At 72.5% G+C, this 12,791-nt stretch carries 11 protein-coding genes; 5 read left to right on the plus strand and 6 right to left on the minus strand.

The genetic code is table 11. From position 1 onward, the window contains the following. Nucleotides 1-64 precede the first annotated feature (64 nt). A complete protein-coding gene (locus O7612_RS15370) occupies nucleotides 65-1,549 on the minus strand; it encodes a PLP-dependent aminotransferase family protein (RefSeq protein ID WP_348774230.1) in 1,485 nt (494 codons plus the stop codon). 46 nt (nucleotides 1,550-1,595) lie between these two features. Here O7612_RS15370 and O7612_RS15375 point away from each other — a divergent pair, with 46 nt between their 5' ends. Then, nucleotides 1,596-3,488, plus strand: a complete 1,893-nt coding sequence (locus tag O7612_RS15375; RefSeq protein WP_282265100.1) for a hypothetical protein — start codon at nucleotides 1,596-1,598, stop codon at nucleotides 3,486-3,488. On the opposite strand, the gene O7612_RS15380 is transcribed toward O7612_RS15375, so the two are convergent. After that, nucleotides 3,438-4,478: a tyrosine-type recombinase/integrase gene (locus O7612_RS15380; RefSeq protein WP_282265101.1), complete on the minus strand. Its 1,041-nt coding sequence runs from the start codon at nucleotides 4,476-4,478 to the stop codon at nucleotides 3,438-3,440. The genes O7612_RS15375 and O7612_RS15380 overlap by 51 nt on opposite strands. A gap of 532 nt (nucleotides 4,479-5,010) precedes the next feature. Next, nucleotides 5,011-5,739: an SDR family oxidoreductase gene (locus tag O7612_RS15385; protein ID WP_282265102.1), complete on the minus strand. Its 729-nt coding sequence runs from the start codon at nucleotides 5,737-5,739 to the stop codon at nucleotides 5,011-5,013. Between the two features lie 171 nt (nucleotides 5,740-5,910). Here O7612_RS15385 and O7612_RS15390 point away from each other — a divergent pair, with 171 nt between their 5' ends. Together O7612_RS15390 and O7612_RS15395 are read left to right on the plus strand one after the other, a co-directional pair. Further along, nucleotides 5,911-6,369 carry a peroxiredoxin gene (locus O7612_RS15390; protein ID WP_282265103.1) on the plus strand — a complete coding sequence of 153 codons (459 nt, stop codon included), beginning with the start codon at nucleotides 5,911-5,913 and terminating at the stop codon, nucleotides 6,367-6,369. A 66-nt stretch (nucleotides 6,370-6,435) separates the two neighbouring features. Further along, nucleotides 6,436-7,131, plus strand: coding sequence for a hypothetical protein (locus tag O7612_RS15395; protein WP_282265104.1), 696 nt, complete (start codon nucleotides 6,436-6,438; stop codon nucleotides 7,129-7,131). Between the two features lie 66 nt (nucleotides 7,132-7,197). Here O7612_RS15395 and O7612_RS15400 read toward each other — a convergent pair whose 3' ends face one another. The 3 genes from O7612_RS15400 to O7612_RS15410 form a co-directional block, all read right to left on the minus strand. Next, nucleotides 7,198-8,403, minus strand: coding sequence for a GNAT family N-acetyltransferase (locus O7612_RS15400; protein WP_282265105.1), 1,206 nt, complete (start codon nucleotides 8,401-8,403; stop codon nucleotides 7,198-7,200). Between the two features lie 118 nt (nucleotides 8,404-8,521). Then, entirely contained in the window at nucleotides 8,522-9,520 is a 999-nt protein-coding gene (gene cydB / locus O7612_RS15405; protein WP_282265106.1) for a cytochrome d ubiquinol oxidase subunit II, read from the minus strand. Nucleotides 9,521-9,535: 15 nt separating this feature from the next. Next, entirely contained in the window at nucleotides 9,536-10,951 is a 1,416-nt protein-coding gene (locus O7612_RS15410; protein WP_282265107.1) for a cytochrome ubiquinol oxidase subunit I, read from the minus strand. Between the two features lie 171 nt (nucleotides 10,952-11,122). Between O7612_RS15410 and O7612_RS15415 the strand changes: the two genes are divergently transcribed. Further along, nucleotides 11,123-11,899 (plus strand): lysophospholipid acyltransferase family protein, encoded by a 777-nt coding sequence (locus O7612_RS15415; RefSeq protein ID WP_282265108.1) that lies wholly within the window; start codon nucleotides 11,123-11,125, stop codon nucleotides 11,897-11,899. Nucleotides 11,900-12,009: 110 nt separating this feature from the next. Beyond that, a complete protein-coding gene (locus tag O7612_RS15420; RefSeq protein ID WP_282273925.1) occupies nucleotides 12,010-12,777 on the plus strand; it encodes a glycerophosphodiester phosphodiesterase in 768 nt (255 codons plus the stop codon). Nucleotides 12,778-12,791 lie beyond the last annotated feature (14 nt).

The raw sequence follows: 12,791 nt of genomic DNA on the forward strand, positions 1-12,791 counted from the left end.
CGAATCAGGACACCAACACGGACACCGGTGAGGCGTTCCACCCCGTGCCATCCCGTGCCACCCCTCAATACGCCGTACCCACCTCCTCCGGCGCACGCCGCGCGATCGCGGCCAGCAACGCCAGGCTGCCCCGCAACGTCTCCACGTCCGGCGACGACGTCGACAACCGCACCGCATCCGGCACCGGCGCCCCCCCGACCGCATAGTCGGCCGCCGGACTGACCACCACCCGCTGCCTGGCCGCGGCGGACACGAACGCCCCCGTCGACCACCCACCCGGCAACCGCCACCACACGTGGTACGACCGAGGATCAGCACGCACGTCGAACCCGGCCAACACCTCCGCCACGATCGCCTGCCGCAACCGCGCGTCCTGCTGCTTGAGCCGCACGATCCGCTGCGCCGTGCCATCGGCCACCACCGCGGTCGCACACGCCAACGCCACACCCGGCACCCCCCACGTACCGGAACGCACCGCCGCCGCGACCCGCCCGGTCAACCCCACCGGACACACCAGCAACCCCAGATTGAGCCCCGCACCCACCCGCTTGGACAAACTGTCCACCAGGATCGTCTGCTCAGGAGCATGCGCGGCCAACGGCAACTCCTCGTCGTACAGGAACGCATTGATCCGATCCTCGATCGCGACCAGACCCAACCGCGCCAGCCGCCGCCCCAACTCCGCCCGCCGGCCCGCCGACATCGTCACCCCCAACGGGTTGTGCAACGTGGGCTGGAGGTAGACCGCCGCGAGCGGACCACGACGATGCGCCTCCTCCAACGCCGACCCACTCAACCCCTCCCCGTCCATCCCGATCGGCACCAACGTCACACCGTGCCGCGCCGCGATCGTCTTCACCACCGGATACGTCAGCTCCTCCACCCCGAGCCGCTGCCCCGGCGCCACCAACGCCACCATGGCCGCCGCGATCGCCTGCCGCCCACTACCGGTGAACAACAACCGCTCCGGCTCCACCGCCCACCCCGGCCGGGACAGGAAGGACGCACCGACCCTGCGCGACTCCCGCGTCCCGGTCACCGGCACCGGATGCATCGCCGCCTCCAGCCCCGCCGGCGCCAGCACCCGCCCCAACGCCCGCGCCACCATCGACGACTGACCCGGCAGCACCGGAAAGTTCGCCTCCAGATCGACCAGGTCCGCATCCCCCGACCGCGCCGAGAAATCCACCACGAACGTGCCCCGCCCCACCGCACCGGCCACCAGACCGCGCCGCGCGAGCTCCTGATAGACCCGGGCCGCCGTCGACACCGCCATACCGCGCCGCCGGGCGAACTCCCGCTGGGGCAGCAGCCGCTGCCCCGGCCGCATCCGCCCGGACCGGATGTCAGCCGCCACCGCATCGGCCACAAGCCGGAAATCGTCCCCCACCGTCACCTCGTCTCCCGACACACCCGCACCCGCACAGCCTCCTATCAATCCGACCACAACCTCGGTGCAATCAACAGTCACCCAGCCACGCAAAACCCCCCGATGTCGGATCCCCGCCCCACAACACCGTTGACGCCACCAACCACACCGATGCGACACTCACCTCAATCACCCCATTGACTCGGTTCATTGAGAGGGGCGACCCGTGAGGACACCCACCACCACCCACCCGACCGAACTGCTCCACCGCGCCGCCCACGCCCTGTGGACCGACGGCGACCTCACCACCAGCCGCACCCACTTCGACGCCGCCTACCGCGCCGCGCAAGCCACCGGCGACCACCACACCCGCACCCTCGCCGTCGCCGGCATGGGCGGCCTCTGGGTCCACGAACACCGCACCACCAGCGACACCACCCTCCTACTCCACCGCCTCCACCACGCCATCGCCGACACCGACCCCCACACCCCCCTGGGCATCCGACTACGCGCCCGACTCGCCGCCGAACAGGACTACCGCACCGCCACCCACACCGCCACCCTCGCCCTCCTCGACCAGGCCCGCGCCACCGGCGACCCCGTCACCCTCACCGAAACCGCGAGCCTCGCCCACCACTGCCTCCTCGGCCCCGACCACACCCGCCTCCGCCACGAACTCAGCCAGGACGCCCTCACCGCCGCCCTCGCCACCGACCGCCCCGGCGACCTCCTGGTCGCCCTCCTCTGGCGCACCGTCGGACAGTTCCTCGACACCCACCCGCACGCCGAACGCAGCCTCGCTGAACTCCACACCCACCTCACCCACCACGACCACCTCGCCGTCTCCTACGTCGCCCACGCCATCGACGTCATGCTCACCATCCGCGCCGGCACACTCACCGAAGCCCTCGCCCGCGCCGCCACCTGCGCCCGACGAGGCACCGCCGCCGGCGACGCCGACACCGCCGGCTGGTACGGCGCCCACCTGACCACCATCGCCTGGTACCAGGGCAACCTCACCGACCACCTCCCCATGCTGCGCGAACTCGCCGTCTCACCCACCCTCAGCCCCGTCGACCACTCCTACCGGGCAGCACTCGCCGTCGCCTCCGCCCTCGCCGGACACCGCCGCGAAGCCACCGCCGCCCTCGCCCGCCTCCACCGCCACGACCTCACCACCCTGCCCCGCTCCAGCAGCTGGCTCGTCACCCTCCACGGCATCGTCGAAGCAGCCCACCTCCTCGACGACGGCCACCTCGCCACCGAGGCGTACGACCTCCTCGCCCCCTACGCCGACCGACCCATGCTGGCCAGCCTCGCCATCACCTGCTTCGGCTCCACCCACCACGCCCTCGGCACCGCCGCCCTCACCGCCGGAGAAACCGACCGCGCCATCACCCACCTGCACGCCGCCATACAGGACAACCTCAGCCTCGGCCACCTCCCCGCCACCACCCTGTCCCGCGCCCGACTGGCCGACGCCCTCACCCGACGCGCCGGCCCCCACGACCGCCGGGAAGCCGAACGACAACGCCACCTCGCCCACACCGACGCCACCGAACTCGGCATCACCCTCCCCACCCCACCGGCACACCGGCGCACCCCCCACCGCCCCCGCATCCAGTGCCACCGCCACGGCCGACACTGGCAACTCGCCCTCGGCCACCGCACCGCCACCATCGACGACAGCGTCGGCGTCCGATACCTCGCCACCCTCCTCGCCAACCCCGGCCACGACATCCCCGCCATCGAACTCGCCGGCAGCGCCGAACCCACCACCGGCCACCAACCCGTCCTCGACGACACCGCCAAACGCGCCTACCGGCGACGACTGAGCGACCTGGACGCCGCCATCGACGACGCCGACGCCGCCCACGACCCGCACCGCGCCGAACAGGCCCGCACCGAACGACAGTGGCTCCTCGACGAACTCGCCACCCACACCGGACTCCACGGCCGCGACCGCACCTTCACCGGCAACACCGAACGCGCCCGCATCGCCGTCGGCAAAGCCATACGCCGCGCCCTGGACCGCATCACGGCCACCGACCCGGTACTCGGCGAGCACCTACGCACGACGATCAGCACCGGCACCCGCTGCTCCTACCGCCCGAGCTGAACCCGACACCAACCCCACCAACACCCGGTTCGTCCGGTTCGACCGCACCGCCGCCCGCTGCTGACCCGCCGTCACCTCGATGTACGTCTGCGACGACGCCAACGACGCATGCCCCAGCAACCGCATGATCTCCGCCGCGCCCGCCCCGTCCTCGGCCAACCGGGTGGCGAACGTGTGCCGCAACGCGTGCAACCGCGCTCCCGCCGGCACCCGATCGGTGATCCCCGCCCGCCGGTAACAGGAGTCCACCAGGTACTGCAACCCGCCCCGCCGCAACGGCTCACCACGGCGGTCCACCAACAACACCCCGTCCGGGCGTACGCTGCGCGCCCCGAACCGATGCCGCCGACTGTCCAGGTAGGCCGCCACCACCTCGTCCAACTCCGGCTCCACCGGCACCACCCGGGGCCGGCCGCCCTTGCCGGCTACCGCCACCCGGCGCTCACCGGCCCGCCCCGACACCGACGACACCCGCAACGCCAGCAGCTCCGCCAGGCGCAACCCCGCGCACAACGCCAGCGCCAGCACCGCCACGTCCCGCTCCGGCCACGGATCACGCTGCCGGGTGTCGTCCCGCGACACCGACGCCAGCAGCACCTCCGGGGTGTCCTCGCCCCGCAACGGCTTGGGCTGGGGGAGCGGGGTGCGGGGACGCCCCACCGCCGGCATCGGGTTGCCCGCCACCACCTGCTCGGCGACCAGGAACGAGAAGAACCCGTTCCAGCTCGACCAGGCCCGGTGCACCGACGAGGCCGCCCGGGGAGCGGCGAACCGGGCGAACGCCGCCCGCATCACCCGGGGGGAGAGGGTGGAGATCATCAGGGCGTCGGGGGACAGGGGAGGGGTGTGGTCCGCGCCGATCAGCGTCGCGACGGTGCGCAGGTCACGCCGGTACGCCTCCTGGGTGTGCGGGGACGGTTTGCGGGTGGCGCGCGCGGTCAGGAACTCCTCGATGAGCCGTCCAACCGATTCGTCCTGTTTGTCATGCATAAGTGATATTATGCAGCTTTCTCGGGTTCCTGGCCACCGGGGAGGGGGAGTGGCGCACCTGCGGTGCGTCAGCCGCCCACCAGCGAACGCTCCTGCGGGGTACGCGGTACCGGGCGGAAGCGGTGCGAGCGACCCCGTCGATGCCCGGTCAGGTGATCCCGCCGTGTGCCCGTCGGGGGCCGGACGCGTCCCGGCCGGGGTTCGGCCTGCCGCCGGAGGTGCCGGTACGCACCGGATCTCCGCCTGCGACCGGAGCATCGCCGGCGAATTCGCCGGCGATGCTGGCAGCGGTTCCGCCGGAGATCAGCTGCCTCCCGACCTGCCCGGCTGCGCGGGGCCTGCCGGCGCGACCCCGGGTCAGGGGCGCGGGCGTGTCGTTGCCCTCCGGCGGCCCGGTGGAGAGGGGCACCGGGCCGCACGGCCGTCGGGAGGAGTCCCTCTCCCGGTCAACTTGACATAATGTGCATTATCGAATCGAACCCGGGGGAGGCGGACGGCCCGTCCGCCGATCGTCCGCGTCGCATCGTCGGCCTTACAGTCCGCCGGCCACCCGCAGCACGGTGCCGGTCGTGTAGGTGGCGTCGGGGCCGAGCAGCCAGGCGACGGCGCCGGCGACCTCGTCGGGTTCGCCGGCCCGGCCGAGCGGGATCCGGGCGGCCGCGGTGTCGGGGCGGTCGGGTGCGCCGGACAGGGCGTGGATGTCGGTGCGGATGATGCCCGGGGCGACCGCGTTGACCCGGATGCCGTCGGGGGCGAGTTCCTTGGCCAGGCCGATGGTGAGGGTGTCGGTGGCGGCTTTGACGGCGGCGTAGTGGACGTACTCCCCCGGGCTGCCGAGGGTGGCGGCGGCCGAGGAGATGTTGACGATGGCGCCGCCCCGGGTGAGCCGTCGGGCGGCCTGCTGGGCGCAGAGGACGTACCCGATGAGGTTGACGTCGACGACCCGGCGCAGGTCGTCGGGGCGCAGGTCGGTGAAGGGGCCGATCGGGCTGGTGATGCCGGCGTTGTTGACCAGGGCGGTGAGGGGGCCGAGGTCGGCGGCGGCGGTGAAGAGGCGGTCGACGTGGGTGGGGTCGGTGGTGTCGGCGGGGACGGCGACGGCGCGGCCGCCGAGGCGGTGGATGTCGGCGACGACGGCCGCGGCGGCGGCGTGGTCACGGTGGTAGCCGATGGCGAGGTGGTGGCCGTCGGCGGCGAGTCGTCGGGCGGTGGCGGCGCCGATGCCGCGGCTGCCGCCGGTGATGACGGTGACCGGATTCAATGTGCTGCTCCCCTGCTGTGTGTTGTCGCCGACGGTGACCGCCCGGTGTGCGGTGGGTGTCGACGGTATCGTCCGCGCGGCGGGCGGGTGGCCACGGTGGGGCGCGGGGGTGATCGCTTACGCTCACCGCGCGTCGGTCGGCGTCGGTACCGGAACTGGTGGAGGTGCGTGGTGGGTGTGAATGTCGGTGACCTGGTGGAGGATTTCGAGCTGCCGGACCAGGCGGGTGCGCCGCGGCGGTTGACGGAGTTGTTGACGGCGGGGCCGGTGGTGTTGTTCTTCTACCCGGCGGCGATGACCCGTGGGTGCACGGCGGAGAGTTGTCATTTCCGGGATCTGGCGGCGGAGTTCGCGGCGGTGGGTGCGCAGCGGGTGGGGATCAGCCGGGATCCGGTGGCGAAGCAGGCGGAGTTCTCCCGGTTGCACGGGTTCGACTATCCGCTGTTGTCGGATGTGGACGGGGTGGTGGCGCAGGCCTTCGGGGTGCGGCGGCGGTTGCCGTTGGGTCCGTTGGGCACGCGTCGGATGACGTTCGTGATCGGTCGGGACCGGCGGGTGCTGGCGGTGGTGCACAGCGAGTTGGGGATGAACGAGCACGCCGACGAGGCGTTGCGGGTTCTCGGGGGCTGATCTTCCGGTTGTCGTGGTGGGCTGGTATCAAGGCAGGATCAGACACGTGTACGAAAGAGGACTGTGATGGCGGACCAGGGTTTGTCCGATGACGAGGTGCGGGGCATCCGGGAGGCGTTGGCGGCGGGGCGGAAGCCGAAGGTGGTGTTCACCGCGTCGGCGGGGCAGATCGCCGGGCAGGTGGGTCAGGTGGTGGAGCTGACCGATCCGGCGGTGTCCGACGAGTTCGTGGTGGTGCGGTTCGGCCGCGACGAGTTGCCCTTCTCCCCCGCCGACGTGGCGGTGGCGCCGCGGGGTGCGGGTCGTCGGGTGGTGGAGGCGAAGCCGGAGCCGGCGGTGGAGCAGGTGGAGCCGGCGAAGCCGGAGCCGGCGTTCGTGTTGGACACGCCCCGGGTGCCGGGGCCGCGTCGGGAGGAGTCGAGGGTGGAGCCGGTGGCGGCGGTGGAGAAGCCGGCGGCGCGTCGGCCGGCGAAGGTGGCGAAGCCGAAGGGGCCGGCGGGGTTGACGGTGACGTTGGCGTATGCCGACGGTGAGTGGACGGTGGCGGCGCAGCAGGGTGCGAAGGCGTTGGCGAAGCCGTACGTGGTGAAGCCGGCGGAGGCGTTGCGGATGGTGGCGCTGGTGGATGTGCCGGGGGTGCAGGAGGCGGTGGAGCAGATCCTGTCGGCGGAGCGGTCGGAGGCGGAGCAGCAGGCGGAGAGGTTGCGGGCCGAGTTGGCGGAGATCGAGGCGCGGTTGGCGGAGTTGCGCGAGGCGCGCTGAGTCGCGGTGGGGTGGGGGTCGTCGGGGGTGTGGTCGGCGGTCCCCGCCGGTGTGCGGGGCGGGTGGTCAGAAGTAGTCGCCGAGGTGGGCGGGTCCGCCGGCGGCGAGCAGGTCGAGGGGGGCGGGGTCGGTGCCGGCGGGGTGGTGCAGCAGGCCGGCCTGGGCGACGGTGCGGGCGGTGGCGGCGCCGGTGTAGAGCAGGGCGAAGCCGCGGACGGTGAGGTGCAGGTCGGCGGGGGTGGTGGTGCGGCGCAGGTCGGCGTTGCCGTGGGCGATCTCCAGGTGCCAGGTGCCGGTGTTCCAGTCGGCGAGGGGGTCGTCGAGGGTGAAGGTGGCGGTGCCGTGCAGGTGTGCCGGCCAGCCCCGGTCGTGGATGGCGCGGGTGACGTCGACGGGGCGGTGCATCCAGGTGTCCTGTTCGTGTTCGCGGGCCTTTTCGACGGGCAGGTGTGGGATGAGGGGGTCGCCGGGGAGCAGGGTCAGGCGCAGGGTGGGGGCGACGCTGTGCCAGCTGGCGAGGGTGCCGACGAGGGCGCGGGCGGCGTCGGCGGTGCTGGCGGCGAGGTCTTCGATGGTGAGGGTGCCCTGGTCGCCGTAGCCGTCGCGGCGGTCCCAGCCGGCGTAGCCGACCAGGTGGCCGTGGTGTTCGACGAGGGTGAGGCCGTCGTAGGGCAGGGTGTCGTCGGTGGTGTGGCGGGTGCGGCGGTGTTGGTGCAGGGGTCCACTGCGGGCGAGTAGGCCGCGGCGGTGGCGGGTGGTGGTGGTGTGCAGGTCGTCGACGGCGGTGAGGTCGGCGGTGGTGCCGGGGCGGACGGTGAGGTGGGGCGCGGGGCGGTGCCGGGTGAGCTGGGCGGTGGGTAGGGCGACGGTGCGGAGGCTGCCGGCGGTTTCCCAGCCGCAGGTCCGGTAGGGGGCGGCGACGGTGGGGAAGAGCGCGCTGATGGCGGCGCCCCGGTCGTGTGCGCCGCGCAGCAGGGTGGTGAGCAGGGCGCGGGCGATGCCGCGGCCGCGGCTTTCGGGGGCTACGGCGACGCTGGCGATGTCGGCGGCGGCGACGGCGCGGCCGTCCCACCACTGGTCGTGGTGGAGGTCGAGGGCTTTGCCGATGAGGCGGCCGGTGTGGTCGAAGGCGCCGTAGCGGGTGGTGCCGGGGGTGGCGGTGGTGTCGTCGGGGGGTGGTTGCGGGGTGTAGCCGAAGGTGGTGCGGCCGAGGTGCCAGGCGGCGGTGGCGTCGTCGTCGGTGAGTTCCCGGACGTGGGGGGCGTCGTGCATGCGGCGACGATAGCGGTGGGTGGGGGTGGGGGCGATCGGGTTTGGGTGGGGGCGCGTTGCGGGGCCGGTGCGACCCCCTCGCTCCGGCCCCGCGTCCCCGCGCCCCTCGCGCGTCTTTTCAGTGTTGCGGGATGTTCTGTACCCCGATTCGCTTGCGGAACACCCAGTAGGTCCAACCTTGGTAGGCGAGGACGATCGGGGTGAAGATCACCGCGACCCAGGTCATGATTTTCAGGGTGTAGGGGGTGGCGGCGGCGTTGGTGGCGGTGAGGGTGCCGGCGGGGTCGCCGGTGGAGGGCATGACGTTGGGGAACAGGGCGGTGAAGAGGGTGGCGACGGCGAGGGCGATGGCGAGGGCGGTGCCGGTGAAGGCCCAGCCTTCGCGGCGTACCCGGGCGGCGGCGAGTGCGCCGATCAGGGCGAGGGCGGCGCCGGCGGCGAGGGTGACGGCGGCGGGGTTGGCGCGGATGGTGAGGGTCCAGGTGAGGAAGGCGACGGCGGTGACGGCGGTGCCGAGGCCGAGGCGGACGGCGAGGGTGCCGGCGCGGTGACGGATGTCGCCGGTGGTCTTGAGGGCGAGGAAGACCGCGCCGTGGGTGAGGAACAGGCCGAGGGTGGTCAGGCCGCCGAGCAGGGCGTAGGGGTTGAGTAGGTCGAGCAGGCCGCCGACGTACTCGTGGTCGGCGTCCAGGGGTACGCCGCGCAGGATGTTGGCGAAGGCGACGCCCCAGAGCAGGGCGGGGATGGCGGAGCCCCAGAAGATGGCGTGGTCCCAGCGGCGTTTCCAGCTGGCTTCGGGGCGCTTGTGGCGGTATTCGAAGGCGACGCCGCGGGCGATGAGGGCGAGCAGGATGAGCAGCAGGGGCAGGTAGAAGCCGGAGAAGAGGGTGGCGTACCACTCGGGGAAGGCGGCGAACATGGCGCCGCCGGCGGTGATGAGCCAGACCTCGTTGCCGTCCCAGACGGGGCCGATGGTGTTGATGAGGACGCGGCGTTGCCGGTCGTCGCGGCCGAGGACGGGGAGCAGCATGCCGACGCCGAAGTCGAAGCCTTCGAGGATGAAGTAGCCGGTGAAGAGCACGGCGACGAGGAGAAACCAGATGGTGGTGAGTTCCACGGGGGGCTCCGGGGATCAGTAGGCGAAGGCGAGCGGGCGCTCGGTGTCGTCGGTGTCGTCGGTGTCGTCGGGGGTGGGGGTGACGTCGGGTAGGCCGGCGCGGGCGTAGCGGAGCAGGAGTTTGAATTCGATGACGGCGAGGATGGCGTAGATGAGGGTGAAGGCGGTGAAGGAGGTGAGGACTTCGCCGAGGGAGACGGTGCGGGAGACGCCGTCGCGGGTGAGCATTTCGCCGAAGACGATCCAGGGTTGGCGGCCCATTTCGGTGAAGATCCAGCCGAAGGAGTTCGCGAGCAGTGGCAGGGCGGGCATGATCAGGCCGGCGCGGAGCAGCCATCTGCTGGTGGGGGTGCGGCCTTGGCGTTGGCTCCAGAGGACGAGCAGGGCGATGGCGGCGGCGGCGAGTCCGAAGCCGATCATGAAGCGGAAGCTCCAGTAGGTGACCGGGATGATCGGGGTGTAGCTGCCGGGGCCGTACTGGCTGGCGTACTGGGCCTGGAGGTCGTTGATGCCGTGGACGGTGCCGTTGGGGTCGCCGGTGCCGAGGTAGGACAGCAGGTAGGGGATCTTGAGGGCGTAGACCTCGCGGCTGCCGTCGAGGCTGCCGATGGTGAGCACGGAGAACGAGGCGGGGCTCTCGGTGGTGTAGAGGCCTTCGGCGGCGGCCATCTTCATGGGCTGCACCTGGGTCATGATCTTGCCTTGGATGTCGCCGGTGAGCAGGACCAGGGTGGAGGAGATCAGGATGACCCAGGCGCCGAAGCGGGTGGCGTGGCGGTAGGCGTCGGTGTCGGGGCTGGTGCGGTGGCGCATGAGGTGCCAGAGGCCGACGGTGGTGACGAGGGAGCCGGCGACGAGGAAGGCGCCGGCGAGGGTGTGCGGGAAGGTGATGAGGGCGACCTTGTTGGTGAGGACGGCGACGAAGTCGGTGAGTTCGGCGCGTCCGGTGTCGGGGTTGAGGCGGTAGCCGACGGGGTTCTGCATGAACGAGTTGGCGGCGAGGATGAAGTAGGCGGACAGGTTGGTGCCGATGGCGGCGGCCCAGATGCTGGCCAGGTGCAGGCGTCGGGGTAGCCGGTCCCAGCCGAAGATCCACAGGCCGATGAAGGTGGATTCGAGGAAGAAGGCGACGAGGGCTTCGATGGCCAGAGGTGCGCCGAAGATGTCGCCGACGAAGCGGGAGTAGTCGGACCAGTTCATGCCGAACTGGAATTCCTGCACGATGCCGGTGACGACGCCCATCGCGAAGTTGATCAGGAAGAGTTTGCCGTAGAACTTGGTGAGTTTGAGGTATTTCTCGTCGCCGGTGCGGTGCCATCGGGTCTGGAGGATGGCGACCAGGACGGAGAGTCCGATGGTCAGTGGTACGAAGAGAAAGTGGTAGACGGTGGTGACACCGAACTGCCAGCGGGCGACGTCCAACGCGTCCACCGGGATCCCCCTGCCGCTAATACTACGAGACGTAGTAAATACTACTGCGCGTCGTAGGATGGTGGGCAGGGTCGGGGGGCCCGATCCGGCCCGGGACCAATGACCCTGATCACCCCGGCCACCCGACCCGGGATCCGACCCGTCCCCCGCCCGTGCGACCATCGGCGACTGATGGACACCCCGCGCCCCGGCTGGCGGCCCCCACTGTTCTGGCGTGCCGCCCAACTCCTCGCCCGACTGGTCGTCGCCCTGGTGGCCCGACTGGAGGTCAGCGGGGACGTCCCCGCGCACCTGCGTCGGGGGCCGCTGATCCTGGCCGCCAACCACATCAGCCCCTTCGACCCCATCGTGCTGGGCGCCGCCTGCCGGACCCGGGGCGTCTCCCCCCGCTTCATGGCCACCGGAGGGCTGTTCCGCACCCCCGGGCTGGGCGTCCTGATGCGTCACGCCGGGCACCTGCGGGTCGACCGGGGCACCAGTGGCGTACGCCGGGCACTCGACGACGCCGCGGCCGCGGTCACCGCCGGCTCGGTGGTGCTGGTCTACCCGGAGGGACGCATCGGGCTGGACCCCGGCATGTGGCCCGAGCGCGGCAAGACCGGGACGGCCCGGCTCGCGATGGCCTGCGGCGCACCGGTGGTGCCGGTCGCCCAGTGGGGGTCGCACGAGGTGCTGCCCTACCGGGCGCCCCGGGGGATGTTGCGCTGGCTGGGCCGGGCGCTGTTACGCCGCCCGGTGATCCGGGTCCGCTTCGGCACGCCACTGGAGCTGGGTGACCTCTCCCCCGCCGCGCCCGGCGCGGCCCGCCGCGGCACCGACCGGATCGTCGACGCGATCACCGACACCCTGGTGCCGCTGCGCCCCGACGAGCCCGACCGGCCCCGGCACGTCGACCCGGGGCGTCCCGTGGACACCAGCCGGGTCCACCGCCGCCCCTCCTCGGCCTGACCGCCCCTCCCCGGCCCGTCCGGCGCGGCGGACACCGCGCGCCGGACGGGGGTCACCGTCGCCGGTCGGCCACCCGCCGGTCACCGGGGGCGGGCATACTGCGCTGCGTGGTGACCCGTCGGCCCGGCTTCCTGGACGCCCCCACCCCGCTGGCCTTCGCCCACCGGGGTGGGGCCGCCGACGGCGACGAGAACACCGTCGCCGCGTTCGGCCGGGCCGTCGGCCTCGGCTACCGGTACGTGGAGACCGACGTGCACGGCACCGCCGACGGGGTGTGCGTGGTCTTCCACGACAGCACCCTGCGCCGGGTCACCGGCGACCGGCGGCGCATCGCCGACCTGCGGTGGGCCGACCTGGCGTCGGTGCGGGTCGGCGGCGCGGCGGCCGTGCCCCGGCTCGACGAGGTGCTGGCCGGCTGGCCGCAGGTCCGGTTCAACATCGACGTGAAGGCCGACGGTGGGGTCGCCCCGGCGGTCGCGGCGGTGACCCGGGCCGGCGCGGTCGACCGGGTGCTGCTGGCGTCGTTCAGCGACGCCCGGCTGGCCCGGCTGCGGGCGGCCACCGGCGGGCGGGTCGCCACCGGCCTGGGCGCGCGGGGGGTGGCCCGGCTGTGGCTGGCGTCGCGGCACGGCCGGGCGGTGCGGCTGCCGCCGTCGGTGGTGGCCGCGCAGGTGCCGCCCCGCTATGGGCGGGTGCCGCTGGCCGACCGCCGGTTCCTGGCCTACTGCCACCGGTTGGGGTTGCAGGTGCATGTCTGGACGATCGACGAACCTGCCCAGATGCACGACTTACTGGATCGTGGCGTGGATGGCATCATGACCGATCACGTCGGCGTGCTGCGCGACGTCTACCGCAGCCGCGGCCACTGGGCCGCCTGAGCCCCGAGGACCAC

This window comes from Micromonospora sp. WMMD987 (assembly GCF_029581435.1).
Taxonomy (GTDB): domain Bacteria; phylum Actinomycetota; class Actinomycetes; order Mycobacteriales; family Micromonosporaceae; genus Micromonospora; species Micromonospora rifamycinica.